General features: G+C 53.5%; 20 protein-coding genes. 18 read left to right on the top strand and 2 right to left on the bottom strand.

Annotation, left to right across the window (positions count from 1 at the left end; translation table 11 throughout):
- Nucleotides 1-603 precede the first annotated feature (603 nt).
- Entirely contained in the window at nucleotides 604-2,631 is a 2,028-nt protein-coding gene (gene ptsG / locus C6I21_RS08790; RefSeq protein ID WP_105959084.1) for a glucose-specific PTS transporter subunit IIBC, read from the bottom strand.
- 184 nt (nucleotides 2,632-2,815) lie between these two features.
- Nucleotides 2,816-3,661: a glucose PTS transporter transcription antiterminator GlcT gene (gene glcT, locus C6I21_RS08785; protein WP_105959083.1), complete on the bottom strand. Its 846-nt coding sequence runs from the start codon at nucleotides 3,659-3,661 to the stop codon at nucleotides 2,816-2,818.
- 285 nt (nucleotides 3,662-3,946) lie between these two features.
- Here glcT and secA point away from each other — a divergent pair, with 285 nt between their 5' ends.
- The 18 genes from secA to C6I21_RS08695 all read left to right on the top strand — a co-directional run bounded on the left by secA (nucleotide 3,947) and on the right by C6I21_RS08695 (nucleotide 26,983).
- Entirely contained in the window at nucleotides 3,947-6,481 is a 2,535-nt protein-coding gene (gene secA, locus C6I21_RS08780; RefSeq protein ID WP_105959082.1) for a preprotein translocase subunit SecA, read from the top strand.
- A gap of 25 nt (nucleotides 6,482-6,506) precedes the next feature.
- Nucleotides 6,507-7,608, top strand: a protein-coding gene (gene prfB / locus C6I21_RS08775) for a peptide chain release factor 2 (RefSeq protein WP_105959081.1) whose coding sequence is annotated in 2 segments (ribosomal slippage) — nucleotides 6,507-6,578 and nucleotides 6,580-7,608 — 1,101 coding nt in all. Because the reading frame shifts where the segments join, the coding sequence is not laid out codon by codon here.
- 874 nt (nucleotides 7,609-8,482) lie between these two features.
- Nucleotides 8,483-8,866, top strand: a complete 384-nt coding sequence (locus tag C6I21_RS08770) for a hypothetical protein (protein WP_181186189.1) — start codon at nucleotides 8,483-8,485, stop codon at nucleotides 8,864-8,866.
- A gap of 194 nt (nucleotides 8,867-9,060) precedes the next feature.
- Nucleotides 9,061-9,957 carry a YitT family protein gene (locus tag C6I21_RS08765; protein WP_425352493.1) on the top strand — a complete coding sequence of 299 codons (897 nt, stop codon included), beginning with the start codon at nucleotides 9,061-9,063 and terminating at the stop codon, nucleotides 9,955-9,957.
- A gap of 71 nt (nucleotides 9,958-10,028) precedes the next feature.
- Nucleotides 10,029-10,406, top strand: coding sequence for a c-type cytochrome (locus C6I21_RS08760; RefSeq protein ID WP_105959079.1), 378 nt, complete (start codon nucleotides 10,029-10,031; stop codon nucleotides 10,404-10,406).
- 275 nt (nucleotides 10,407-10,681) lie between these two features.
- Complete coding sequence (gene ftsE, locus C6I21_RS08755) at nucleotides 10,682-11,368, top strand: cell division ATP-binding protein FtsE (protein ID WP_105959167.1); 687 nt, start codon at nucleotides 10,682-10,684, stop codon at nucleotides 11,366-11,368.
- Nucleotides 11,358-12,251 carry a permease-like cell division protein FtsX gene (gene ftsX / locus C6I21_RS08750; protein WP_105959078.1) on the top strand — a complete coding sequence of 298 codons (894 nt, stop codon included), beginning with the start codon at nucleotides 11,358-11,360 and terminating at the stop codon, nucleotides 12,249-12,251. The genes ftsE and ftsX overlap by 11 nt, the downstream gene beginning before the upstream one ends.
- Nucleotides 12,252-12,313: 62 nt before the next feature.
- Nucleotides 12,314-13,687, top strand: coding sequence for a murein hydrolase activator EnvC family protein (locus C6I21_RS08745; RefSeq protein ID WP_105959077.1), 1,374 nt, complete (start codon nucleotides 12,314-12,316; stop codon nucleotides 13,685-13,687).
- A 286-nt stretch (nucleotides 13,688-13,973) separates the two neighbouring features.
- Entirely contained in the window at nucleotides 13,974-15,464 is a 1,491-nt protein-coding gene (locus C6I21_RS08740) for a S41 family peptidase (RefSeq protein WP_105959076.1), read from the top strand.
- A 226-nt stretch (nucleotides 15,465-15,690) separates the two neighbouring features.
- Nucleotides 15,691-17,055: a PDZ domain-containing protein gene (locus C6I21_RS08735; protein WP_105959075.1), complete on the top strand. Its 1,365-nt coding sequence runs from the start codon at nucleotides 15,691-15,693 to the stop codon at nucleotides 17,053-17,055.
- Between the two features lie 234 nt (nucleotides 17,056-17,289).
- Complete coding sequence (gene uvrB / locus C6I21_RS08730) at nucleotides 17,290-19,275, top strand: excinuclease ABC subunit UvrB (RefSeq protein ID WP_105959074.1); 1,986 nt, start codon at nucleotides 17,290-17,292, stop codon at nucleotides 19,273-19,275.
- 7 nt (nucleotides 19,276-19,282) lie between these two features.
- The gene (gene uvrA / locus C6I21_RS08725; protein ID WP_105959073.1) at nucleotides 19,283-22,153 is read left to right on the top strand and encodes an excinuclease ABC subunit UvrA; all 2,871 of its coding nucleotides are present in this window, start codon (nucleotides 19,283-19,285) and stop codon (nucleotides 22,151-22,153) included.
- Nucleotides 22,154-22,286: 133 nt separating this feature from the next.
- Nucleotides 22,287-23,420 carry a DUF4097 family beta strand repeat-containing protein gene (locus tag C6I21_RS08720; protein ID WP_105959072.1) on the top strand — a complete coding sequence of 378 codons (1,134 nt, stop codon included), beginning with the start codon at nucleotides 22,287-22,289 and terminating at the stop codon, nucleotides 23,418-23,420.
- A gap of 22 nt (nucleotides 23,421-23,442) precedes the next feature.
- The gene (locus C6I21_RS08715; RefSeq protein WP_105959071.1) at nucleotides 23,443-23,646 is read left to right on the top strand and encodes a PspC domain-containing protein; all 204 of its coding nucleotides are present in this window, start codon (nucleotides 23,443-23,445) and stop codon (nucleotides 23,644-23,646) included.
- Nucleotides 23,643-24,002, top strand: coding sequence for a phage holin family protein (locus C6I21_RS08710; RefSeq protein WP_105959070.1), 360 nt, complete (start codon nucleotides 23,643-23,645; stop codon nucleotides 24,000-24,002). Before C6I21_RS08715 ends, C6I21_RS08710 begins: the two co-directional genes overlap by 4 nt.
- Before the next feature lie 229 nt (nucleotides 24,003-24,231).
- Nucleotides 24,232-25,170 carry an HPr(Ser) kinase/phosphatase gene (gene hprK, locus C6I21_RS08705; RefSeq protein WP_105959069.1) on the top strand — a complete coding sequence of 313 codons (939 nt, stop codon included), beginning with the start codon at nucleotides 24,232-24,234 and terminating at the stop codon, nucleotides 25,168-25,170.
- Nucleotides 25,171-25,195: 25 nt separating this feature from the next.
- Nucleotides 25,196-26,011, top strand: coding sequence for a prolipoprotein diacylglyceryl transferase (lgt, locus tag C6I21_RS08700; protein WP_105959166.1), 816 nt, complete (start codon nucleotides 25,196-25,198; stop codon nucleotides 26,009-26,011).
- Between the two features lie 15 nt (nucleotides 26,012-26,026).
- Nucleotides 26,027-26,983: a nucleoside recognition domain-containing protein gene (locus tag C6I21_RS08695; RefSeq protein WP_105959068.1), complete on the top strand. Its 957-nt coding sequence runs from the start codon at nucleotides 26,027-26,029 to the stop codon at nucleotides 26,981-26,983.
- Nucleotides 26,984-26,995 lie beyond the last annotated feature (12 nt).

Genomic DNA, 26,995 nt, shown 5'->3' with positions numbered 1-26,995 from the left:
GGCTGCAGGTGCAGGCAGAAAGCGGGAACCTATTCAGTAAACCTCCCTTTGCTTTTAAGACCAGTCGGTTTCTATCTGGTTTATTTTAGTTTAGGAATGTAAAAAATCCAAATGCTCTTTTACATATGTATGCCAAGGGCTGCAATGCATGAGCGGAGCGGTAGATAAAGCAGCTGCAGCATCTGCTCTTCACTTTCGCTGGCCTGGTTATCAGACCGGTCCTCCTGCAAGCAGGGTGCTGGAACCATTTTGAGAGCAGACAGAGGGGCAGCGGGCCTGGCTGGCATCTGGAACCGTATGCCTTCCGAAGAAAAGCCGAGCTTTCAGCCGCTTGACGCTGCATGGAGAAGTTGGAATAGAAGCGGGAGAAGTTAGATTATGGCAGGGAAGTAAGAATAGGCCGCCTCGTTGTTGGACTGTAAGAGACAGTTGTTAGACTGGCAGCGTCCGCTGTGAGACTAATCTGCTCTGAAGGAAGACTCCGCCGCAGCTTTTCAAACGGCAGATAAACAAAGAGCCAGCCCCTTTTCCGGATTCCGGGGAAGGGGCTGGCTCTGATTCGAATGAGAAGAAACGTGTTTCTTCTATATAATACTTATCCGGCTACGAAATCCGCACCTGGCCGGTATCCCCGCGGTCGACGTCTGTCTGATCGTCGATTTCGACACTCTGGCCAGCTTCGAGGTTCGTGAAGATGACAGGAGTGATCGCGGATTTGGCTTCGCTCTGAATTTTATCCAGATCGAATTCGATCAGCTTATCGCCGATGTTGACGGTATCACCCTGGTCTACAAATGCCGTAAAGCCTTCGCCGTTCAGGTTGACGGTGTCAATGCCGATGTGGATGAGAATTTCGGTACCGTCTTCTGCTTCCAGGCCGATGGCGTGTTTCGTGTGGAAAAGCTGCACGACTTTCCCGTCAACAGGAGAGACAACAAGACCTTCACTCGGCTCAATGGCAAAGCCGTCACCCATCATCTTCTGGGCAAATGTGTCATCCGGCACGTCGCTGAGCGGCTTCAATTCTCCCTGAAGCGGCATGGAAACCGTAATTTTACTTTTTACCGGTCCGCCTGTCTCTTCCGGTGTGGAAGCAGGTTCTGCCGGCGTTTTTCCTTTAATAATATCCTGCATCTGGCCTTTAATTGTCTCCGAACGCGGGCCGAAAATGGCCTGAACGTTGTTGTTGATCTGCATAACACCGGAGGCACCGAGCTGCTTCAGGCGGTCTTTATCCACAGCATCGGTGTCATTGACACTGATGCGGAGACGCGTGATACATGCATCCAGGTGGGACAGGTTTTCCTTGCCGCCGAATGCTTTGAGTACTTCATAAGGAAGCTCATCGTTTCCGGCTTTGCCGGCTTTCTGACCGTCGGCGTCTTCTTCAGGCTTTTCACGTCCCGGTGTCATCAGGTTGAACTTCGTAATCGCAAAGCGGAAACCGAAGTAGTAGATGACAGCAAAAACGAGACCGACTGGAATGACAATCCACCACTCCGTCCGGTTCGGCAGAATGCCGTACAGGAAGTAGTCGATCGCGCCGCCGGAGAACGTCATGCCGATCTGGACATCCAGAAGGTGCATCGTCATAAAGGACAGTCCGGCAAAAACAGCGTGGATCGCAAACAGAACGGGTGCGACAAACAGGAAGCTGAACTCAATCGGCTCGGTAATTCCTGTCAGGAAGGACGTCAGCGCCGCAGACCCCATGATACCTGCTACAACTTTCTTGTTTTCCGGACGGGCGCAGTGGTAAATTGCAAGCGCCGCTGCCGGAAGACCGAACATCATGAACGGGAATTTTCCTGTCATATAGGCGCCGGCAGTAAGCTCTGCACCGTCGCGGATCTGCTGGAAGAAGATCTGCTGATCCCCGCGGACGACTTCCCCTGCAGCACTCGTGTACGTGCCGAATTCAAACCAGAACGGCGAGTAGAAGATGTGGTGCAGGCCGAATGGAATGAGGGAACGCTCAATGACACCGAAAATAAACGTGGAGAGCGTCCGGTTGGATTCAGTCATGAAAATCGAGAACGTGTTCAGACCATCCTGGATGAACGGCCACACGAAAAACATCAGTGCACCGACAAGAATGGACGCGCCGGCTGTAACAATTGGAACGAACCGTTTTCCGGCGAAAAAGCCGAGGTAGGAAGGGAGCTCAATGTTGTAAAATTTCTTGAACATATAGGCCCCGATCAGCCCGGCGATAATTCCGCCGAAGACCCCGGTGGCAAGTGTCGGTATCCCGAGCACCATCGCGTACTCCGGGGCATCGGCAGAAACCATGTCCGGCTCAATGCCTCCGAGTACACTCATCGTTACGTTAATAATAAAGAAACCGATAATCGCAGCGAGACCGGCTACGCCGTCTCCGTCCGCAAGACCTATGGCAACACCGACCGCAAATAAGAGCGGTAAGTTCGCGAAGACAATATCCCCGGCTTCCTGCATCAATGTTGCAATCAGTTCTACTGTCGGATTAGCGAGAAATCCGACTACTTCGATCATGTCCGGGTTCTGCATCGCATCACCGATCGCAAGCAGAAGACCTGCGGCCGGAAGAAGCGCAACCGGGAGCATGAGGGAGCGGCCGATCCGCTGAAGAACGCCAAATGCACTGTTCATGTAAAAAACCTCCTGAAGATTAATGTGTGATGAAACCCGCAGCAGAACATAAAAAAGGCATGAAAGAAAAAGAGGCACAGCGTAATGGATAGACGACACCCAAAGGGTCATCCATTCTGCCATGGCCATCCTTTTCTCTCATGCCTGCTTGACCAGTAACACGGAAAAAGATACCGTTATCGGTTTATGTTCTTGTCTGCTCTCCGGAAACGAGCCGCTGAATGTGAAGCGTTAAATACACCGCTTCGGCATCCGGTACTTTTTTCTGGAGACGCTGCTGCATGATTTTCATCAGCTTCCAGCTCAGATTGTAGCACACGGGATATTCGGCCTGCAACACTTTTAAGAGAGGATCCTGATTTTCCGCGTAGTTTTCCTGCTCGACCCGTTCGATGGCGTGGTTTAAATGCCGGACGAGGCGGAGGTAATTCAAATCCTCGCGGTCGATGGAGAGGGAAAAGGCATTCTCAATCCGCTCGACGAGTTCGCTGATCAGCTGCGTATGGCGGTTGATCTGTGCCAGATCCCGGTTCGTGAGCGCGCTGTGGATGTGAAGCGAAATAAAGCCGATCTCCCCTTCCGGAATCCGGATGCCGAGCGCCTTGTTAAACCGTTCGGCAAGCTCCACGGCGGCCTGATACTCCTGCGGATAGGCGAGCTCGGTTTCGCGGAGAAACGGGTTTTTAATGCCGTGGCCCTGCTGCAGGCGCTTGACGGCGAAATAAAGATGATCCGTCAGTCCGACGTGAATATGTTCGTTCAGCGACGACTGAAACGTGGTTTCCAGGCGTTCAATTTCCTCATTCATGAGCGCGATGAACGATTCATCGACGTAGGCGAGAAGGCTTTTATACTGTTCCTGTTCCTCGGCATCGCGGAGCACAAAAAACTTTTCTGCGTGCTCTCCGGCGATTTCATCTCCGGGCTTTTTGCCGAAGCCGAGTCCTTTCCCGATCAATACGGCTTCGTCATGCTCCGGGTGGGAGGCGATGACGACGTTATTGTTTAATACTTTGATGACGGTGACCATCGTCCCGTCCCCCTTCCGCATCCGTTTTCACTGCTGCGTCTCATTATAGCCATGAAGACCTGTATAATTCAATCGGGAAAGCGGAGTCTTCCTTGTAAGCCCGGGAGCAACCTGATAAAATAAAGAGCAGCGTTTCAGCATGAGAACGGAGGTGCCGGCAGCGCAGGACGCGCATCCGGCAGCATCAGAAGAAGTTTCTGCCTGTTGCGGGCTGTCCCACGCTGAACGTGGGGACGGCCCGGCTTCATTTTCACTGAAAATAAAGGGATAAGGGAGTAATGGTGGATGATAGGATTACTCAAAAAAGTGATCGGGGATTCCGATGCCCGTCACCTGAAAAAACTGGACCGGCTCGTGGAGCAGATTGAATCACGTGCCGACGAAATGAAACAGCTGAGCGATGAGTCGCTCAGTGCCAAGACTGAAGAATTTAAGAAGCGGTATCAGGACGGAGAAAAGCTCGATGACCTGCTTCCAGAGGCATTTGCGGTCGTCCGTGAAGCGTCGACGCGCGTGCTCGGCATGACGCATTTCCGTGTGCAGCTGATCGGTGGTATCGTGCTGCACCGCGGCGATATTTCCGAGATGAAAACCGGGGAAGGTAAGACGCTTGTCGCGACACTCCCGGTTTATTTGAATGCGCTCACCGGGAAAGGTGTTCACGTTGTCACGGTGAACGACTACCTCGCGCGCCGTGACGCAGAGGACATGGGGAAGCTGTATCAGTTTCTCGGCATGACGACCGGCTTAAACTCCGGCGGCATGTCCAAAGATGCGAAGCGTGAAGCCTATGCGGCGGATATTACGTACGGGACGAATAACGAATTCGGTTTTGACTATCTGCGTGACAACATGGTGACGTACAAAAATCAGATGGTGCAGCGCGATCTTCATTTTGCCATCGTCGATGAGGTGGACTCCATTTTGATCGATGAGGCGCGGACACCGCTTATCATTTCCGGCGCTGCCAACCGGACGTCGGAGCTTTACAGTGCGGCGAACTCATTCGTTCGTATGCTCAAAGAAGATGATGACTATACGATGGATGAGAAAGCAAAGTCTGTGCAGCTGACAGAAAACGGCGTTTCCAAGGCAGAGCGTGTTTTCAATATCGATAACCTGTTCGATTCGGACCACGTCCAGCTGAACCATCACATCAATCAGGCGCTGAAAGCGCACAAAGTGATGATCCGGGATGAGGATTACGTCGTCGATGACGGGCAGGTTGCCATTGTCGATCAGTTCACCGGACGGCTGATGAAAGGGCGCCGCTTCAGCGATGGTCTGCACCAGGCCATCGAAGCAAAAGAAGGCGTGAAAATTAAGCGCGAAAGCATGACGATGGCATCGATTACGTTCCAGAACTACTTCCGTATGTATGAAAAGCTGTCCGGGATGACCGGTACAGCGAAAACAGAGGAAGAAGAATTCCGGAACATCTACAACATGAACGTGTATTCTGTGCCGACAAATGAAGAGATCATCCGGGAGGACCAGTCCGATTTAATCTATAAAACGCTCGAGTCCAAGCAGCGCGCAATCATAGATAAAATCGAAGAGCTTTACAAAAAAGGGCAGCCGGTCCTCGTCGGGACGGTCAGTGTCGATAATTCCGAGCTGATTTCCAAGCTGCTGAAAAAGCGGAAAGTTCCGCACAACGTACTGAACGCGAAAAACCATGCGCGGGAAGCGGAAATTATTGAGCAGGCTGGCCAGAAGCAGGCGGTGACGATTGCGACGAACATGGCCGGACGCGGAACGGACATTAAGCTCGGAGACGGTGTAGCCGACCTCGGCGGACTGTTCGTTCTCGGTACAGAGCGCCACGAATCGCGCCGCATTGACAACCAGCTGCGCGGACGTTCCGGCCGTCAGGGGGATCCGGGTCAGTCGCTCTTTTACCTGTCACTGGAAGACCCGCTGATGCGCCGCTTCGGTTCGGAAAACATGAGCCGCATGATGGAGCGTCTCGGCATGGAAGAAGATCAGCCGATCGAAAGCCGGATTATTACGAAAGCGGTGGAACAGGCGCAGAAGCGTGTGGAAGGAAACAACTTCGATGCGCGGAAGCAGCTGCTTCAGTATGACGATGTCATGCGCGAGCAGCGCGATGTCATCTACGAGCAGCGGAACGAAGTGCTCGTTTCTGAAAATCTCCGCCCGGTTGTGGAGGATATGCTGGAATCGACCGTCGCCCGTGTCGTGAATTCCTACACGCCGGAGGAGGAAGTGCCGGAGGACTGGAACCTCGACGGACTTGTGGAGTACATGAACCTTACTGTCATGGCCCACCAGGAACTGAAAAAAGAAGAGCTTGACGGCATGGAGCCGGAAGAGATGATCGAAACGATCATGGACAAAGTGCTTGAGGATTACAACCGCCGCGAAGAAGAGTTTACGCCGGAAAAAATGCGTGAATTCGAACGCGTTATTCTTCTGCGTACCGTCGATCAGAAATGGACGTCCCATATCGACCAGATGGACCAGCTCCGTCAGGGTATCCACCTGCGTGCATACGCGCAGAATGATCCACTGCGGGAGTATAAGTTCGAAGGGTATGAGATGTTTGAGACAATGATTGCCTCGATCGAAGAAGAAGTATCCCGCTATGTGATGAAAGCACAGATCCAGTCGAACATGAAGCGTCAGCAGGTGGCGGAAGGAAAAGCCGTCCACGAACAGGCGCAGCAGCAGCAACAGCAGGCGGACGCCGAGCCGAAAGCGGAGCCGTATGTGAAAGGCGAAACCGTCGGCAGAAACGATCCGTGTCCGTGCGGATCCGGCAAAAAGTATAAAAACTGCCACGGCAGTGAAGAATAAAGTCTATCAGTAGAGGTGAATTGTCATGGAAATGGCAGAAATGAGACAAAAGCTCGACAAAATGGCCAGCACGCTGGCGGACTTCAGGGGGTCTCTTTGACTTAGAAGAAAAAGAGACCCGCATCGCCGAACTGGAAGAGCGGATGGCCGAGCCGGGATTCTGGGATAACCAGGACGAAGCGCAGAAGGTCATCGGCGAGACGAACAATTTAAAGTCCGTCACGACCGCCTTCCGTTCGCTTGAAGAAAAGATCGACAACATGGATGTTTCTTATGAGCTCGTGAAGGAAGAAGATGATCAGGATCTCCGCGATGAGCTGGAAACTGACCTGAAAAGCGTCGAAAAAGAAATGGAAAAGTTTGAGCTGCAGATGCTCCTGAGTGAGCCGCATGACGCCAACAATGCGATTCTGGAACTGCACCCGGGTGCAGGCGGTACAGAGTCACAGGACTGGGCGTCGATGCTGCTGCGGATGTATACCCGCTGGGCGGAAGCTCAGGGATTTTCCGTGGAAACGCTCGACTACCTGCCTGGGGATGAAGCCGGCGTCAAAAGCGTTACGCTCATGATCAAAGGGCATAACGCATTCGGCTACCTGAAAGCAGAAAAAGGGGTACACCGTCTCGTGCGGATTTCGCCGTTTGACTCTTCCGGCCGCCGCCACACATCTTTCGTTTCCTGTGATGTGCTGCCGGAGCTCGATGACAACATTGAAATCGACCTGTCGCCGGAAGACATCCGTGTCGATACGTTCCGCTCAAGCGGCGCCGGCGGCCAGCACGTCAATACGACCGATTCCGCTGTCCGGATGACGCACACGCCGACCAACACGGTCGTAAGCTGTCAGTCCGAGCGGTCGCAGATCAAAAACCGCGAACAGGCGATGAAAATGCTGAAAGCGAAGCTGTACCAGCAGGAGCTGGATAGACAGCGCGAAGAGGCAGAGGCCATCCGCGGCGAACAGTCGGATATCGGCTGGGGAAGCCAGATCCGCTCCTACGTTTTCCACCCGTACAACATGGTGAAAGACCACCGTACGAATGTGGAAACAGGAAGCGTACAGTCCGTGATGGACGGCGATCTCACGCAGTTTATCGACGGATACCTCCGTTCGCAGATGGATTAAATGAATACACTTGAGGCCGGGCGCTGTCGATTTTTTGACAGCGCCCGGCCTGTTTTTTGTAAGGTAAGAATGTATAAAATTCAAAGCTTCTTTCAAGCAGTTATGCCAAGGGCTGCAGCATTTCAGTGTTCTGTTACATTTACCGCTTGTTTCTGTTGATAAAGCTTCTCCGCTACCCGGCAGAAGCTTGCGTGGGCTTGTCTTCCAGCCGGGCGCTGTCTGCACGGCTGCAGAGCATGAGCGGAGCCGGCCTTTGGTTTGAGCCGCAGGGCAGCGAACTTCTGCCATGCGGCGCGGCCGCGCGGAGCCATGCTTCTTCAAGCGAAGAACGAATCCCACCGGCGTCCCTGCCGAACGCTCCGAAGCGTAGTAAAATAGAGACGAAATACAGAGGCTCCGTAGCAGGAACGAAATGCGTAAGGCAATAATGACCCTTACTCCGGAACTGGATGGAAGCAGTTTCTATACAGAAGGTGCCGCTTCTAACAAGCGTTTTCTTTCTACCTGCCGAAACCGGAGGCCGTCGACTCCGGGAGGATCCGAACGAGGCGAAAATCCATGCCGCGTCAAGCGGCTGAAAGCGCGAGCGGAGCCGGCCTATGGTTTAAGGCGCAGGGCAGCGAACTTCTGTCCTGAGGCGCGGCCGCGCGAAGCCGTGCTACTTGTAATAAAAGCGTTGTACGGCTGCAGGTGCAGGCAAAAAGCGGGAACCTATTCAACAGACCTCTCTTTTCTTTTAAAGCCAGGCGGTTTCTGCCTGGTTTATTTTGTGTGAGGAGGTGAATGTATTGGCGTTGAAGCCTGCGGTGCCCCGAAGAAAGCTGCGGTCTCGTATGCTGGAGAGGATGGCTTCGCTGCGGTCTTGTTCCGGATTGTGGCGGAGTTCCGGATTATCGTTGCGATCTTCGGCGCCGGTATGGCGGTCTTTGGTGGTACTGTGGCGATCCGCTCCTCGTGTGGCGGTCTTCTCTCCACACATGGCGGTCTGAAATCCCGGCGTGGCGGTCTCAACAGCTGCGATGGCGGTCTGTTCCAGGCCGGCTGCATGTTTGTAAGAAGGGAGAATTTTCCAGGCAGAGGGGCAGCGGAGCTGCCGGTGGATGAGGAGGTACTGGACGTTTTTCTGAAGAAGCGGACCTTTTCCTTCCGTTGCGGACGTTTCGGATCAGGAAGTGGTACTTTTTTTACGAAGCGGACGTTCATTCCTGCGCTGCGGACGTCGAACGCTGCTTTACGAACGTCCAGCGGTGAGTTGTGATACATTCTCCTGTCAGAAACGGACGTTTTCTCAAACAGCCGCTGCAGCACCCCCTCCGCAGTCCTCTGCTTCAAACGGCAGACTGCGCCGCCACACCGCTGCTTTACCCCGCTGATGCGTCAGCGGAACTGCGTTTACTTCCCTTTTTCCTGGTGATATACTACGGAAGGATTTGGGAAGAGGGGGACAAAACGATGATGAAAAAAATGCAGCGCCGCGGACCGGTGACGGAAACACCGCCGGCACGGCGTGTTATATGGGAGTTTGCCCACGTATTTACCGGGGCGGCCGTAGTCGCCATTACATTTAACGCGTTTCTGCTGCCGAATCAGATTGCTTCCGGCGGGGTTGCCGGTATTTCTACACTGTTTCTGGCGCTTTTTGACTTCGTGCCTGCCTATACACAGTGGGCATTTAACATTCCGTTATTTATTGCGGGGGTGCTGCTTCTCGGCGGAAGTCTGCGCGGCAGTATGCTCTACGGGCTGAAGACGCTTGCCGGAACGCTCTTTTTACCGTACGTCGTTTTCCTGACGCAGGATTGGGAACCGGCGACGACGGATCCGCTTCTCGCGTCGATTATGGGCGGCGTCGGTGTCGGCATCGGGCTCGGTATTGTGTTCCGTTCCAGCTCGTCAACGGGCGGAACGGATCTTGCGGCGCAGATTATTAATAAATATACGGGGCTGTCGCTTGGAGGCTGTGTGTTTTTGATCGATGGTCTGGTCGTAACGTCCTCGGCCGTGATTTTTGGCATTGAGTTCGCTCTCTATGCGCTTATTGCGCTCTACATTACCGGAAAAACGATCGATCTCGTTCAGGTCGGTTTCGGCTATTCGAAGATGGTGATGATTATTTCCAATTATGATGAAGAAGTGAAGCAGGGGCTTCTGACGAAGGTGGACCGCGGGGTGACAAAGCTTTCCGGATACGGCGGCTACACCAATTCGGACCGTCCGGTATTGATGTGTGTGGTGAGTCAAAATGAAATTTCCAAGCTGAAGCAGCTGGTCCGATCCATTGATCCGGAAGCGTTTGTGATCGTCAGTGACACTTCGGAAGTTTTAGGAGAGGGTTTCAAAAGGCGCTGAATCGGTTATACTGTAAAGGCAGGGTTTGAAAATCTTGTAAGATTCTGCACAAGCATAAGGAGGGGAAACATATGAAAAAGCTGACAGCCGGATTATTCGGCACAGCACTGCTGCTTGCAGCATGCGGCGGTGGCGGCGATGACGGCGGCAATGAAGCGCCTGCTGAGAACAATAACACCGGCGGCAACAACACGGAAGAAGAAGCAGCCGATAACGGCGGTGGTGAAGATGAAGGCGAATACGATCTCGCCAATGGCGAAGAGCTTTACCAGGGTAACTGCGCATCCTGTCACGGCGGTGACCTGAGCGGCGGAACCGGTCCATCTCTGCAGGACGCAGAATTTGACCAGGTGACAGACGCGATCTCCAGTGGTCCTGGAAGCATGCCGGCCGATCTCGTTGAAGGTTCGGATGCAGAAGATGTAGCAGCGTGGGTATCTGACCAGTAATTTTTCGGAATTGGATTTATACATGTTACGGGCTCCTTTTTTACAGCGATGGTAAAAAAGGGGTCTTTTTTTGCGTCCACATGTCGAGGCTTTACCAGATGAAATCAAATTGTAAACGGAACGTAGATTTATTCGGGCGGTATTTCTGCTATAATACTCTTTGCGTGCCAAAACCGGCAGTGCTCTTATTCGACGATAAACGACAGGGACAATAGGTAAAATCACGTCTTTAGGAGTACAAAGGAATCGAATGAAATTGGTGGGAAGTGATTCTTTTGATCGAATTAAATGATGTTTGGAAAACGTATCCAAACGGTGTGATGGCGATGAACGGCATGTCGATCTACATACAGAGCGGGGAATTTGTTTATGTCGTCGGTCCGAGCGGGGCCGGCAAATCGACGTTCATTAAAATGATCTACCGTGAAGAGCGTCCGACACGCGGGGAAATCCTCGTTGGGGGAGAGAACCTTGCTCATATGAAAGAACGGCATGTTCCATACCTGCGCCGGAATATCGGCGTGGTATTTCAGGATTTTAAACTGCTGCCGTCGATGAATGTATTTGAAAATATCGCATTTGCTATGGAAGTGGTCGAAGCTTCCAAACCGGAGATACGCCGCCGCGTCATGGACGTGCTGGACATTGTCCGGCTGAAAAACAAAGCGCGTTTCCAGCCTCATGAGCTTTCCGGCGGGGAACAGCAGCGGGTGTCAATTGCCCGGGCAATCGTGAACAATCCGGATGTGCTGATCTGCGATGAGCCGACCGGAAACCTGGATCCGGAAACGTCGTGGGAAATTATGCACCTGCTTGAGGAGATCAACGACAGGGGCACGACGATTATAATGGCGACGCACAACCGTGAGATCGTCAACAATATGAGAAAGCGCGTCATTGCTATTGAAAATGGCCGTATTTCCAGAGACGAAGTCAGGGGGCGTTACGGCTATGAGAGCTAGAACCCTCGGGCGCCATGTGAAAGAAGGAGGAAGGAACATCGTCCGCAACGGCTGGATGACCTTTGCTTCTGTCAGTGCGGTGACCGTTATGCTTCTCGTCGTCGGCACTTTTATGCTTCTCATCATGAATGTGAACCATTTTGCCGACACGCTGGAAGGCGATGTGGAAGTCCGGGTTTTCGTTGAACGTCAGGCGGAAGCGGCGGATCAGGAGCAGCTGGAAACAGAAATTACGCGTGTTCCCGGCGTGGATGACGTTGCTTTCGTCCCGCGGGAGGAAGGGCTGGATAACTTTATCGCCAGTCTCGGAGACGAAGGAGAATACTTTGAAACGCTGCGGGAAGAAAACCCGCTGAACGATGTCTTTGTCGTGCAGGCGGAGGAGCCCGAGCGGACCGATCAGGTCGCCGGTCAGATTGACTCGCTCACACACGTGGAGGATGTCGAATACGGAAGCAACATTTTCAACCAATTGTTTGCAGCGACCGACCTCGTCCGTATTGTCGGCCTCGTGCTTATTACCGGGCTTCTCTTTACTGCCGTATTCCTTATTGCGAATACGATTAAACTGACGATCGTTGCACGGAAAAAAGAAATTCAGATCATGAAGTTTGTCGGAGCGACGAACAGCTTTATCCGCTGGCCGTTTTTCATTGAAGGGCTGCTGCTCGGCATTCTCGGCTGTATTCTGCCGATCGGCCTCCTCGTCTACGGATATGGACGTTTCTACGATATTATCGGACAGAACACCGGGCTGGAATTTTTCGAGTTCCTCCCGCCTCAGGTCGTCCTCTTCCAGACAGCGATTCTTCTGCTGACTGTCGGCGCTGTCGTCGGCGTCTGGGGAAGTCTCATGAGCGTCCGGAAGTTTCTACGTGTCTGACCGCAGCTGACAACGCCGTTTTAGATGCCGCAGAAAATCGACTATTAATCTCAGAAAGGGATGTGACCGACTTGTCCAAATCGATCATACTCGCCGCTCTCTCCGCCCTGCTGCTTTTTCCTGCAGCAGCGGCGGCAGAGGACCGCGGGGAACAATTGAAACAGGAGATCAATGAGTACCAGCAGGAGCAGGAACAGAAAGAAAACGAAGCCGAGGAAAAGCAGGAAGAGTTGTCTTCCATTGAATCCGATGTGGAAACGCTGGAAGCAGAAGTAGCGGAGCTGGACGAGGAGATGGCAGAAACCGGCCGCCAAATCCGAGAAAAAGAAGAAGAAATTGAAGAGACCGAAGCGCGCGCGGAAGCACTGCGCCAGGAAATTGCCGAACTGGAAGAGACGATCGCTGAACGCGACGAAGTGTTAAAAGAACGGGTCCGCTCCATGCATCAGAACGGCGGCGGAGTAAACTATCTGGAAGTCATTTTAGGCGCACAGAATTTCGGCGATTTAATCGAACGTATTTCGGTACTACATAATATTGCCTCGCAGGACCGATCCATTCTGGAAGACCATATTGCTGATATGGAACGCCTCGAAGAAGCGAAAACGGCGCTTGAAGAGGAGCTGGCCTCTCTGGAAGAACAGCGGACCGATCTGGAAAGCATGCAGGCGTCCCTGGAGGAGCAGGCAGAGCAGAAAAATGCCGTGATGGAATCTCTTCAGGAAAAAGGGTACAACCTGGAAGCAAATCTGCTTTCCATTGAAGAAGAGAAGGATCTCCTGGCTGCACAGGAGCAGGCAGCAGCGAGTGAACTCGAGGAATGGGAAGAAGAGCAGCGCCGCCTCGAAGAAGAACGTCGTCTGGAGGAGCAGCGGAAGAAAGAGGAAGCGGAGCGCCGTGCGCGTGAAGAAGCTGCTGCAGAGCGGGAAAGAGAACAGGCGGCTGAGCAGGAAGCGTCTGCCGCAGCGGAAGAAGCGGAAGAAGAAGCATCTCCGGAGCCAGCTGCTTCTTCTTCCGGAGGTGGAGCAGTCTTTCACCGGCCGGCAGACGGAAGTGTCAGCTCACACTATAATAAAAACCGCACTCACCCGGTCACCGGCGAAGTGCGGGCACATAACGGCACGGACTATGACAGCAGCGGCGGTTTGAATATCTACGCAGCTGAATCCGGTACTGTCATTTCCGCCGGACGGATGAGCGGCTACGGCAACACGGTTCTCGTTTCCCACGTCATTGACGGGAAGCCGTACACAACATTGTATGCCCACCTGGCAGATATGAGCGTCTCGGCAGGGGACCGCGTCGGCCGCGGTGAGCGGATCGCAACGATGGGCACCACAGGCGTTTCCACCGGCGTGCATCTTCATTTTGAAGTGCATCCCGGCGGCTATGCAGGCGGATCTTCGGCGGTTAACCCGATGTCCTACCTGCCTTAACGATTTAAAAGCAACAGTCAAATGATAGGCTGATTCACCACAGGCACTCCGAAAAAAGGGGTGCCTGCTTTCTGCTTTCTGCCGTTTGGATGACGGGGCTCTGTCCGTTGGGAAACAGTGGTGATCTCCATGCGGACACAGCCTTTTCCGGTGGTGGAGTCCGTCTGCGAATGATCAAATATTATGTGATGGATAGCCCCTGCTTTCCGCGGAAGGATGCGATCTGTTATCATATACAATAGTAGGAAGTTTCTGCAGGGGGACGATAAAAAGTGGGGGTACTGCTATGATTCATAACAAATTTTTTATTCCGCTGATTTTCGTATTGGCGTTATTGATCGGGGCAGGCGGCACGTTTGCCTGGATGACCTTTTCACAGAACGAGCAGGCACAGCAGCAGGAAGTCAGTTCATCGCAGAGCACGGCACAGGAAAATGCGGAGCAGGAAGAGGACGCGGCGCCGGAAAACGAAGGTGCCGACTGGGAACAGCTGGAGCAGACGTTTGAGCTGATTCAGGAATCCTATGTTGATGACGTGGAATCGTCCGAACTGATTGACGGAGCTATTTCAGGCATGATTGATACGCTCGACGATCCATATTCCGTCTTTATGAATCAATCGACGGCAGAACAATTTATGCAGTCGCTCGAATCTTCGTTTGAAGGAATCGGTGCAGAAGTGAGCATGGAGAACGACATGGTTACGATCGTTGCTCCGTTCCGTGATTCACCGGCAGAAGAAGCCGGACTCCGGCCGAATGATCAGGTCGTGGAAGTGGACGGCGAAAATATTGAAGGTCTTTCTCTTTACGATGCGGTATTAAAAATCCGCGGAGAAAAAGGGACGACGGTCACGCTGACGATCGACCGGCCCGGTTCAAGTGATCTGATGGATGTGGACGTCGTCCGCGATGAAATACCGATTGAAACTGTCTATAGTGAAACGATGGAAGAAGCTGGACAGACGATCGGCATTCTCGAAATCCGCTCCTTCTCCGAGCAGACAGCCTCCGAATTCACGGAGCAGCTGGAAGCGCTGGAAGCAGAGGGAATCGACGGTCTCGTCATTGATGTGCGCGGAAATCCCGGCGGCTACCTGCAGAGCGTGGAAGATATCGGGGACGCTATCATTCCAGGCGGCGAACCGGTCGTTCAGATTGAAGACAGTGAAGGCCAGGTGATGCAGCACGTTTCCAGCCTGGAAGAAGAGAAAGAATATCCGATTGTCGGTCTGATCGACGAAGGAAGCGCATCTGCTTCAGAGATCCTTGCCGCGGCGCTTCATGAAGCAGGCGGATACGAGCTCGTCGGGGAAACGACGTTCGGCAAAGGAACCGTTCAGCAGACGATTCCGCTGGAAGATGGCAGTCAGGTGAAACTGACCGCATTCCGCTGGCTGACATCCGCCGGAAACGATATTAACGAAGACGGTGTCGATCCGACGGTGGAAGTCATGCAGCCGGACTATTTCTACACGGCGCCGGTGGATGTAGAGGAGCCGCTCGTGTTTGATATGTTGAGCGATCAGGTGGAAAACGTACAGATCATGCTTAATGGCCTCGGCTACGATCCGGGACGGACTGACGGCTATTTCGGAGAGCAGACCGAAGCGGCTGTCCGTTCCTTCCAGGAAGCAAACGGACTGGAGGCTTCCGGCGAAGTGGATGAAGAAACGGCCGGTGCCCTTCAGGAGCAGGTGATTGAAAGTGTACGCGATCCGGAAAACGACCGTCAGCTGCAGGAAGCGCTGGATTTGATCCAGAACGGCGGCCAGTAATAACGATATGATCTGCCGGGGCCGCTCTTTCGGCCCCGGTTTTTTACTACTCCCGGAGCGGGGAATGCGCGGTCTGCCGGAGGAGAAGGCTGCCGGACAGAAAGGAGAAGGCGTCCACGAATAAGATGTAAAAGGAATACGGGAAAAATATGCAGAACAGTCTTTCCTTTTTGGGTAATTCCTATAGAATAAAGAGAGAGAATGATTACGGAAGGTGGAACAAACGATGGAAGAGGTATTTTCCGCACTGGGACGATTATTTTTACATCCGCTTACATACATTGCCGCCGCCGCCGTCTTCTGGTTTCACCTGCAGCGGGTCAAACGTGAGCGTAAAGCGTTTCATACACGTGTATATGATGCAGCGGACGGCCTGCTGTCCCCGCTTTCAGCAGCGCTGGCTGCAGGTCTTCTGTTGTCAGCTGCGATCCTGCTGCTCGGTCTGGAACTGCCTGCTGCGGTCATCCCGTTCATGACGGTGGTCTGGCTGCTGCAGGTTCCCTTTAAGCATGCGCGCTGGTACAGTATGACCGTCACCTTTGCCCTTCTGCTGACGGTCGTTCCGTTTCTTCCCGCCTCGGGAAGTGGCTGGGCTTGGCTGGACACGCAGCTCGAAGCACTCCAGACAGTTTCCCTTCCGTCGCTTGGAGCATTTCTTCTTCTCCTCGCTGCTGCAGAAGCAATGCTTATTTCCATCGACGGCTACAGGCAGCCTTCTCCGGATCTAAAAAAGAGCTCCCGGGGAAAGCTCGTCGGCATGCACCGGCCGCAGCGCCTTTGGATTCTGCCGGCAGCTGTTCTTCTTCCCGCCGGCGGATGGGAAGCCGGCGCCTGGTGGCCGCTTCTTGACTGGCACAGCCCGTCATTCGGCCTCCTCCTGCTTCCGGTCGTCCTCGGCTTTCAGCTGGCGGCGCAGGCACGGTACCCGGCAGAAGCATGCCGGCGTGCTGGCGGGAGAATGCTCGGGGCGGTTCTGATTCTCGCCCTTCTTTTTATCGCAGTATTGGTATACCTGCCCGAGTGGCTGTTCCTTCTGGGGCCGGCGGTACTCCTCGTCCGGGAAGTCCTTTTTCTCAGCCTGGAGCGGGCCGACTCGCATCATACGAGTCTGTTTACCGTCAGAGAGAAGGGTCTCGCCGTCGTCCATGTGCTGCCGAAATCCACCGCAGCTAAAATGGAACTGACGACCGGCGACATTATCATGAAAGTAAACGGCAGGGACGTCGCCACTCAGCGTGAATTTTACGAAGCGCTGCAGATCAGCCCGGCCTTCGCCAAACTGGAAGTCATCGACACTGAAGGCGAGAAGCGCCTTACCCAGGCGTCCATTTACGAAAACGACCACTACCTGATCGGCTGCCTGTTCATTCCGGATGACGAAGGGATGACGCTTTCGTTAAAAGGGATGCGTTCTGCTTCGGTTGTCCACCAGGACCGGGAAGAACTCCGGCGGGCGGAAGAGAAGCAGAAGGAAGCCCGCGAAGAGAAAGAAGCGTACGACGAGGGGCGGGCCTATGGCCAGGCTGCCGGTATGCAGGACTATGTCCAGAACCGGAAGCAGCGGGAAAAAGACCGGTATACAAAGAAATAGCGTGAAGGCAGGAGCTTATGCTCCTGTCTTTTTCTGTTATCCGGGGCAGAAGGAGAAAGTTGTTTTCTGCAGGAGGAATGGAGGCTGCTGCAGCTCCGATGTTCGAATCATTTTTCATGAGAAAGGAAGCACACATATGTTCGCAGAAGTGCAGGCTGCGTGATATAATGATTTGAGACAGAGAAGAAACGGGTAAAGTAACGCAGAAGTGCCGTGAACGAAAGGATGAACATAATGACGACTACATTTGAGCTGCAGTCCAATTACGCTCCTGCCGGCGATCAGCCGCAGGCGATAGAAGAACTGGTGGCGGGGATCCACCGCGGAGAGAAGTTTCAGACGCTTCTCGGTGCGACAGGGACCGGAAAAACGTTTACGATGTCCAACGTGATCCAGCAGGTGAAAAAGCCGACGCTCATCATCGCCCACAACAAAACACTCGCCGGACAGCTGTACAGCGAGTTTAAAGAATTTTTTCCGAATAACCGGGTGGAGTACTTCGTCAGCTACTATGACTACTACCAGCCGGAAGCGTACATCCCTCAGTCCGATACATTTATTGAAAAAGATGCGAGTATCAACGATGAAATAGATAAACTCCGCCACTCTGCGACGAGTGCGCTTTTTGAGCGGGAAGATGTCATTATCGTCGCCAGTGTGTCCTGTATTTACGGTCTCGGTTCCCCGGAGGAATACCGGGATCTTGTCGTTTCTCTCCGGCGCGGCATGGAACGGGAGCGCAATTCGCTTCTGCGGCAGCTGGTGGATGTTCAGTACGAGAGAAATGATGTCAACTTTACGCGCGGCACGTTCCGTGTGCGCGGGGATGTCGTGGAGATTTTCCCGGCCTCCCGCGATGAGCACTGCCTCCGCGTGGAATTTTTCGGCGACGAAATCGACCGGATCACCGAAGTACACGCCCTTACCGGCGAAGTGCTCGGGGAGCGGGAGCATGCCGCTGTCTTTCCGGCCTCGCACTTTGTTACGCGCGAAGAGAAACTCCGACGCGCGATTGTTAATATTGAAGCAGAACTGGAAGAAACGCTTAAAGACTTTCACGATAAAGGACGCGTGCTCGAAGCACAGCGTCTCGAGCAGCGGACCCGCTATGATATCGAAATGATGCAGGAGCTCGGCTACTGTTCGGGGATTGAAAACTATTCCCGGCACCTGACATTCCGAGAAGCCGGAGCTACGCCGTATACGCTGATGGACTACTTTCCCGACGACTCGCTCATTATTGTGGATGAGTCCCACGTCACACTGCCGCAGGTGCGCGGAATGTACAACGGGGACCAGGCACGAAAAGGGGTTCTCGTCGACCACGGGTTCCGCCTGCCGTCGGCGAAAGACAACCGGCCGCTGACGTTTGAAGAATTTGAAAATCATATTAATCAGATCGTTTTCGTATCGGCCACACCCGGTCCGTACGAAATTGAACATACGCCGAAGATGGTCGAGCAGATCATCCGGCCGACCGGGCTGCTTGATCCAACGATCGATGTCCGGCCGATTGAAGGACAGATCGACGATCTGATTGAAGAAATACAGCTCCGCCGGGAACGGGACGAACGTGTACTCGTCACGACTTTGACGAAAAAAATGTCCGAGGACCTGACCGACTATCTGAAGGAAGTCGGCATCCGCGTCCAGTACCTGCATTCGGATATTAAAACGCTGGAGCGGATCGAGATCATCCGGGAGCTCCGAAAAGGCGAATTCGACGTTCTCGTCGGTATCAACCTGCTGCGTGAAGGGCTCGATATTCCGGAAGTCTCTCTCGTCACGATTCTCGATGCCGATAAAGAAGGATTTCTGCGCGCCGAGCGCTCGCTCATTCAGACGATGGGCCGTGCAGCCCGGAATGCGAACGGTCATGTTGTCATGTATGCGGATAAAATGACGAAGTCGATGCAGATAGCCATTGATGAAACGAGCCGCCGCCGGACGATTCAGAAGCAGTACAACGAAGAGCACGGCATAACGCCGCAGACGATCCAAAAGCAGATTCCGGAGCTGATTAAAGCGACGTTCGCCGCGGAGGAAGAAGAAACATACGAAGCGGTGGAAAAAGCGCCGAAGAAGAAGCTGTCGAAGAAAGAACGGGAAAAAGTTATCGAACGGATGGAACTGGAAATGAAGCAGGCAGCAAAAGATCTCGATTTCGAACGCGCTGCAGAACTCCGGGATGTCGTTCTAGAATTGAAAGCGGAAGGATGAGACAGGAATGGCTCATGAAAATATAGTCGTTAAAGGGGCGCGCTCCCATAACTTAAAAGATATCGATGTAACGATTCCAAGAGATAAGCTGGTCGTCATGACCGGACTCTCCGGTTCGGGGAAATCATCCCTGGCCTTTGACACGATTTACGCAGAAGGGCAGCGCCGCTATGTAGAGTCGCTGTCCGCCTACGCAAGACAGTTTCTCGGCCAGATGGATAAGCCGGACGTGGATGCCATCGAAGGATTGTCGCCGGCGATTTCCATCGACCAGAAAACGACGTCCAAGAACCCGCGTTCCACTGTCGGAACAGTGACAGAAATTTACGATTACCTGCGGCTTCTGTTCGCACGTGTCGGCAGACCCGTCTGTCCGAACCACGGAGTGGAGATTTCCTCGCAGACGGTGCAGCAGATGGCAGATCAAATTCTGGAGCTGGAAGAGCGGACGAAGATTCAGGTGCTGGCTCCGGTCGTCTCCGGCCGGAAAGGTACCCATGCAAAGCTTCTCGAAGACATTAAAAAGCAGGGGTATGTCCGTGTCCGCGTCAACGGAGAAATGCGCGAAGTCGCGGAGGACATCGAGCTCGATAAAAACAAAAAACATTCAATTGAGGTCATCATCGACCGTCTCGTTGTCAAAGAGGGAATCGAAGCACGGCTTTCCGACTCGCTTGAAACAGCACTGAAAGCATCGGAAGGGATGGTGCTGATCGATGTGATCGATGGAGAGGAACTTGTTTTCAACCAGCATCATTCCTGCCCGTACTGCGGATTTACGATCGGCGAACTCGAGCCACGCCTCTTTTCCTTTAACAGTCCGTTCGGCGCCTGTGACCGCTGTGACGGCATCGGTTTCAAGCTGGAAGTGGACACCGAGCTCGTCGTGCCGGATCCTTCCCTCAGTCTGAAGGAGCACGCGATTGCGGCGTGGAAACCGACGTCTTCGAACTATTATCCGGCCCTTCTTGAAAGTGTCTGCCGGCATTTCGGTATCGACATGGACAAGCCATTTAAAAAGCTTTCGAAGAAAGAAAAAGAGATTATTATGGAAGGAAGCGGCCAGGAGAAAATTCATTTCCGTTACAAAAATGAATTCGGTCGTGTCCGCGAGCGGGACCTTTACTTTGAAGGGGTGCTGACAAATATCTCGCGGCGCTACCATGAAACCGGATCGGATTATATCCGCGAACAGATGGAGCAGTATATGACGCAGAAGCCTTGTCCGGTCTGTAAAGGAAACCGTTTGAGTAAAGCAGCGCTCGCTGTAAAGGTGAACGGCTACCATATCGGTGAAGTGACCGACCTGTCCATCTATGATGCGAAAACGTTTTTTGAGAACGTGGAGTTTACCGAAAAAGAAATGACGATCGCCCGCATGATTCTTCGTGAAATTGAAGAACGGCTCGGTTTTTTGATCAATGTCGGACTCGACTATTTAACGATGTCCCGTGCAGCGGGCACGCTTTCCGGCGGAGAGGCGCAGCGGATCCGTCTCGCCACCCAGATCGGCTCCGCGCTCATGGGCGTTCTCTACATTCTCGATGAGCCGTCCATCGGTCTGCATCAGCGCGACAACCACCGCCTCATAAAGACACTCGAGCGGATGAGGGACCTCGGCAATACGCTGATCGTCGTGGAGCATGATGAAGATACGATGCTTGCGGCGGATCATTTAATTGATATCGGTCCGGGAGCCGGTGTCCACGGCGGAGAAGTCTGTGCGACCGGGACACCGCAGGAAGTCATGGCGGATCCGGATTCCCTGACTGGAAAATATCTAGCCGGGGAGAAATTTATTCCGCTGCCGCCTGAGCGGAGAAAGCCGGATAAAAAAAGAAAGCTCCAGATTAAAGGAGCGGCAGAAAACAACTTAAAAAACACAAACGTAGATATTCCGCTAGGTCTGCTCGTCGCCGTCACCGGCGTCTCCGGGTCCGGTAAAAGTACGCTGATAAATGACATTCTCTATAAGTCACTCGCCCAGAAACTGACGACAGCAAAAGAGAAGCCGGGCCGTGCGAAGGAAATCAAAGGCATCGATCAGCTGGAGAAAGTCGTCGATATCGATCAGTCGCCGATCGGGCGGACGCCGCGCTCCAATCCGGCAACCTATACCGGCGTGTTTGACGATATCCGCGATGTGTTTGCGATGACGAACGAGGCGAAAACGCGGGGATACAAAAAAGGACGCTTCAGCTTTAACGTGAAAGGCGGCCGCTGCGAAGCGTGCCGCGGGGATGGAATTATTAAAATCGAGATGCATTTTCTCCCGGACGTGTACGTTCCGTGTGAAGAATGCCATGGCCGGCGCTACAACCGGGAGACGCTCGATGTGACGTTCAAAGGGAAAAACATTGCCGATGTACTGGAGACGACCGTCGATGAAGCGCTCGATTTCTTTGAAAACATTCCGCGCATTAAGCGGAAAATCCAGACACTCCAGGATGTCGGTCTCGGCTATATAAAACTCGGCCAGCCGGCGACGACACTTTCCGGCGGGGAAGCCCAGCGTGTGAAGCTTGCTTCCCAGCTGCACCGGCGCTCGACCGGAAAAACGTTCTATATTCTGGATGAGCCGACGACAGGCCTTCATATCGCAGATATTGAAAAACTGCTGCAGGTGCTGCAGCGCCTCGTCGATAACGGGGATACCGTCCTCGTCATCGAGCATAACCTCGATGTGATCAAAACGATGGACTACGTCATCGACCTCGGTCCGGAGGGCGGCGACAAAGGCGGGAAGCTTGTAGCGAGCGGAACGCCGGAAGAAGTCGGCGAAGTGGAAGCCTCGCATACCGGCCGTTTTCTAAAGCCGATTTTAGAGCGTGAACGCAAACGGATGCAGGAGCGGCTCAAAGAACAGGCGAACGCCTGAAACATTTTACGAAGCGGTTCGTAAACAGAGAGAAGACAGGCCCCGGGTCAGAGGAAGAATACGCCTCAGGTTGGACGACAGCGGCCCGAAGTGCCCTTATTATGGAAAGAGACTACGGAAAGGGGCGGTAACGATGCAGGAAGAACGCCGAATGATTCTGAAGATGATTGAAGATGGAAAGATTTCAGCAGAAGAGGGGATGCGTCTTTTAGAGTCGCTCCGGGACGAGAAAAAAGAGGAAGAGCCCTCTTCCTCGGCTCCGGAGAACGAGCCGGATTCCGGCGGGCAGCAGACGTCGTCCGGAAGCTACCGGAAGGACGGTGCTTCCCAGGGGCCGTGGAGCCGTGAAGGCGCGGAGGAAAAATGGTCGTCGTTTGCAACGCGTTTCTCAGAATTCGTTGATGAAGCCGTCAACCGCGTCAAAGAGTTCGATTTCGACTTCAACTCGTTTGCCTCCGGTGTGAAAGTGCAGCATGTGTTCCAGCATAACGATGTGCTGCTCCGCGAAGCGGATATTCACATTGAAAACGGCGATATCGAACTGCGGCCGTGGGAGGAAAACACGATCCGCATTGAGTGCGATGTCCAGGTGTACCGCGCCCGTGATGAAGAATCCGCCCGGCGCGAGTTTCTGCAGGAGGCCCAGTTCAGCTTCTCCAACGGAAAGCTGCGTCTGGAATCCCGTAAAAAGTCCGTCCGTGTCAACACGGTCATCTACTTTCCGACGGGGGATCTCGATAAGCTGAACCTCTATACGTTTAATGGGAAAATGAGAGGGGAACATATTCCCGTACACCACGTATTTGCAAAAGCGGTGAACGGCCGCCTCCATTTTGACCGTCTGGATGCCAAGGAAGTGCAGCTGGAAACGTATAACGGTCCGGTTCATATCGGCCGCCTCCATGCAGTGGAAAGCTACATTAAAACACTGAACGGCTCGGTAACGGTAGATGCCGGACGGGGCAGCCTTCACGTAGAATCCGTCAACGGATCGGTTCACTTCCGCCTGGCGGAAGCGTCCCAGTCCAAGATGTACGTCAAAACGACGACCGGCAGCGTACACATTGCTGTACCGGAAAACGTGAAGACAGAAGGGGATTTGAAGGCGACAGTCGGCTCGATCCGAAACCAGCTTCCGAACCTGAGCATCCTGGAGGAGAAAAAGGAATTTGCCAATAAGAAGATGACGTTCCTTTCAAACAAGGACGGCGAAGGTCATTTTTACATTGAGGCTGAGGCATCGACCGGCTCCGTTCACCTTCATTAAATCCCGACAGGAGTGAAGTGTGATGAAGAAACAATTAACCAGATCCACGACAGACCGCAAGATTTCCGGCGTATGCGCCGGTCTCGGCAGCTACTTTGATATCGATCCGACGCTCGTCCGTATCATCGTTGTGGTCCTCGCTTTCCCATTTTCTCTGGCAGTCATTGCGGCCTATATTATAGCCGTATTCGTTATGCCGAATGATACGGATGTGGAGAACACATGAGATGGCTCATTCAGCTGATCGTTAACGCGGTCGTCCTTTTAATTATCGCGAACCTTTTCGCTGCCGTTGAGCTGAGCGGTTTTGGCATGGCGCTGCTCGCCAGCCTCATTCTCGCTGTCGTAAACACGATCGTTAAACCGATTCTCGTCGTTCTGACGCTTCCGGCGACGATTCTGTCACTCGGTCTCTTCCTGTTTGTCATTAATGCGGTTACGCTTTTATTAACCGCGTGGCTCATGGGAGATGCCTTTACGATCGACGGCTTCGGCTGGGCGATTCTGGCGGCTGTCATTTTCGCCGCACTGAACGCCATCATCTCGAACTTTATCGTCGATCCACTGACGAAAAAATCGTAACTGGATACGGAACGAAGCCCCTGCGGAACCGCGCATTCTGCAGGGGCTTTCTCTGTCTTCCGGCTCGTTGCGCACCGGGTGTTCAGCTGTACACTTCCTGTAGAACGCATCACAGCTCCGCCAAAACGTTCTTATCCCGTTGAAATTTTCCACAGATTGTTTTCATGTGGAGCGGGGTGGATTATGCTAGAATGAAAGACAGCAGTTTGCTGGAAAGGACGTGTTGGCTATGGCGACGGTTACCGCCAAAGAGTTAATGGAAGAATTTGATTTGAGTTTGTTAAACGACGAGGAGGCGGTGACGTACCGTCCGATTACGACAGCGGATATTTCCCGGCCGGGAATGGAGATGGCCGGCTACTTTACGTATTATCCGGCCAAGCGGATTCAGCTTCTCGGGAAGACCGAAATGTCTTTTTATGCCCAGCTCAGCCCTGAAGAGCAGCAGGAGCGCATGGTCCGGCTTTGTACATATGATACGCCGGCCATCATCCTCTCCCGCGGCATGGAAGCGCCGGATGAATTAAAGCGGGCAGCGGATGAAGTCGGCGTTCCGATTTTGTCGACGAGCATTTCCACGACCCGTCTCAGTAGTAAGCTGATGATGTTTTTAGAGAGCCGTCTGGCGCCGATGACAGCCCTTCACGGCGTGCTGATCGATATTTACGGCATCGGTGTGATGATTACCGGATCGAGCGGCGTCGGTAAAAGTGAAACCGCGCTGGACCTCGTCCGACGCGGACACCGTCTCGTTGCTGATGATTCCGTGGAGATCCGCCAGGAACAGGACGGCGTGCTTGTCGGCCGGGCACCGGAGCTTATCCGTCACCTGCTGGAAATACGCGGACTCGGTATTATTAACGTCATGACACTGTTCGGCGCAGGATCTGTCCGGAACGAAAAACGGATCGGTCTTGCGATTGATCTCGAAGCATGGGATCAGAAGAAGCAGTACGACCGGCTCGGTCTGGACGAAGACGCGGTGCAGATATTTGACACCGATCTGCCGAAAATCACCGTACCGGTCCGTCCGGGGCGGAACCTGGCAGTTATTATCGAAGTCGCCGCCATGAACTTCCGCCTGAAGCGGATGGGCATTAACGCAGCGGAGCAGTTTTCCGAACGGCTGACTTCCGTGATTGAAGAAAGCGATCACGACCACGATTGATATTTTGGAGGAGTGTTGACTTTTGCTGGCATCAACCATTCAGCCGCTCGACCCGGTAGCACTGGAGCTCGGGCCGCTGACCGTCTACTGGTATGGAATTTTAATTGGGCTCGGCGCCTTTCTCGGGTACCTGCTCGTCAACCGGGAGGCAAAACGACGCGGCTTACCGGATGATTTTATCGCCGATCTGCTGCTGTTTGCCATTCCGGCTGCGATTATCGGAGCCCGGATCTACTATGTCATTTTCCGTCCGTGGCAGTTTGCGGACAATCCAATCAGCGTGTTCTACATCTGGGAGGGCGGCATTGCCATCCACGGAGCGCTGATTGCAGCAGTTATTACGGCCTGGATTTTCTGCCGTGTCAAAGGCGTTTCTTTTTGGAAAACGGCCGATATTACAGCGCCGGGTATCCTGCTCGGGCAGGCAATCGGCCGCTGGGGCAACTTTATGAACCAGGAAGTTTACGGCGGCGAAGTATCCCGCAGCTTTCTGGAGAGTCTGTTTCTGCCGGAATTTATCATCAATCAGATGTTTATCGACGGCGCTTATTACCATCCGACGTTTTTATACGAGTCGCTCTGGAGCTTTGCCGGGGTGGCACTGCTTATCTATCTGCGGCGGGTGAACCTGCGGCGCGGCGAAATGTTTATTACGTACGTCATCTATTATTCCATTGGCCGCCTCGTCATTGAAGGTATCCGCACGGACTATCTGCTTCTGTTCGGTTTTCTCCGCACAGCGCAGGTGCTTTCGGTCATCCTGATTGTCGGCGGACTGCTGCTGATCAGGTACCGGAGAAAAGCAGGTCTTGCGGATAAACGGTACCTGGACACAGAGTAAAGGAGGTGCGGCACAGTGAACACAATCAAAAAAGGGCTTTTGTCCGGTCTGGAAGTAACGTGGAAGCTGGGCCGCATTATTTTTCCGATTACGCTGATCGTCACGATGCTTTCCCAGACGGCCGCGATGGATTTTCTCGTCCGGATGATGAGCCCGCTGATGGGGCTGATCGGCCTTCCCGGAGAGGCAGCGGTGCCGCTCGTGTTGGGAAATGTCCTTAACCTTTATGCCGCAATCGGCGCGATGCTGACGATGGATCTCGCGGTAAAGGAAGTGTTTATTCTCGCGGTGATGCTGTCGTTTTCCCACAATTTGTTTGTGGAGTCGGCGGTGGCAAAGCAGGTCGGCCTCCGCATTTCCGTCGTCCTCGTCGTCCGCATCGGTCTCGCTGTTGTATCCGCCTGGCTGATTCATCTTCTCTGGCAGGGAGGGAGTGAACGGGCAAGCTACGGCTTCGTCCCATCCGGAGAAGAACAGGTGGAAGGGTGGACGTCGCTTCTTCTTTATGGAACGCAGAGCGCGGTTATCGGCATTCTGCAGCTGGCAGCGATCGTCATCCCGATCATGCTGTTCGTGCAGATTATGAAAGATTTGAACTGGCTTCCGGTTTTCTCAAGAGCTGCTGCGCCGTTTACGAAAGTGCTTGGTGTCCGGGAGAATACATCGACGACGCTTGCTGCAGGTCTTTTGTTCGGTCTTGCCTACGGAGCAGGTGTCATGATTCAGGCGGCGCGTGAAGACGGGGTGTCCAAAAAAGATTTATACCTCGTGTTTATTTTTCTCGTCGCCTGTCATGCCGTTGTAGAGGATACGCTCATTTTCGCCCCGCTCGGCATTCCGCTGTGGCCGCTGCTTGCGGTCCGGCTGGTGACTGCTGTCCTTCTTACGATGGCTGTAGCCTTTATCTGGAACCGCCTGGAGAAAAAAGAGTCTCAGGAAGAAGAACTGCCGGCAGCATCCTCTGACCGGTAAGAAAGGAACGTC

Source organism: Alkalicoccus urumqiensis (assembly GCF_002993335.1).
GTDB lineage: Bacteria > Bacillota > Bacilli > Bacillales > Salisediminibacteriaceae > Alkalicoccus > Alkalicoccus urumqiensis.
The sequence above is the reverse complement of the archived record's forward strand: the minus strand, read 5'-3'. Positions and strand labels throughout refer to the sequence as shown.